Annotated in this window: 1 protein-coding gene; it reads left to right on the top strand. The window is 51.2% G+C overall.

The features are described 5' to 3' along the window. The coding region (locus V6D20_12045) for a hypothetical protein (GenBank protein ID HEY9816511.1) at nucleotides 1-1,044 on the top strand (1,044 nt) is incomplete at both ends.

Raw genomic sequence — 1,044 nt, 5'->3', positions numbered from 1 at the left:
TGAGGATGGTTTGTTTGATGTGGAATATGCGGATGTGTTTGGCATTCCGTTTGATTTCACGGCTAAGCCAGTGATTGCTAAGTCAAAACCGCCGAAACGAACGGTGACGATCAAAGCGGTGCGTCCTGAGCGTGATGAGCGAGCGATCGCTTTCCCTAATGTTCAAGGCTATCGTGTAGAACTACCCGATACTCGGCTCACGGCGGCATTTACCCCAGATTCGTTGCTGGCGTTAACCCCCACGTTGGTTGGGGCCACCCAAACTCAGAACTCAGGCATCATCGGGGAAAGTGTGGATCTCAATGTGAAGCATTTGCAGGATGTGCGCGAATCCACAGTGCTCTACGAGCTAACCAAGCATTTGATTTATCATAAATATCGTGATCCTGGAGAAAATCCTAAAATCCATTTATTTGGCCAGCTTAAGCGCATTGCCCGGCAATGGATGAAGGACTATCTCAACTGCACGGGGGATACCTATCCAGCCCAGGTGATGTATCGGGAGATTGCAGACATGGCCTGCGATCGCATCAAGGCTGCTATTACGGAGGCGACGATGGGCGAGAAGCCAATTAAGGCAATTTTGGATGCCTATAATCCGGTGGGTAGCACGATGCATATCAATTTCAATACATCCAAGGAAACGCTTTGGCAAACCAGCCCGCGCCATTGTCATACCAATTGGGTGGTGTGTGATAGTGATTGGGAGGCAGAGTTTTGCCGGGTGGCGGAGGCTCACCCTCGGGTGAAGGCCTATGTCAAGAATCAGGGGTTGGGGTTTGAGGTGCCCTATCTCTATGGTTCCACGCCTCGTAAATACATCCCCGACTTCATCGTGCGGGTGGATGATGGCCAAGGCCCCGATGACCTACTCAACCTGGTGGTGGAGATTAAGGGCTACCGGGGAGAAGATGCCAAGGACAAGGCCAACACCATGCGCAACTACTGGATTCCTGGGGTGAATAACCTGGGCAAGTATGGCCGTTGGCAGTTTGCGGAATTTCAGGAGGTTTTCCAGATTCAGTCAGACTTTGATGCTGTGAT

The sequence above is a fragment of the Candidatus Obscuribacterales bacterium genome (assembly GCA_036703605.1).
Lineage (GTDB): Bacteria > Cyanobacteriota > Cyanobacteriia > RECH01 > RECH01 > RECH01.
The sequence above is the reverse complement of the archived record's forward strand: the minus strand, read 5'-3'. Positions and strand labels throughout refer to the sequence as shown.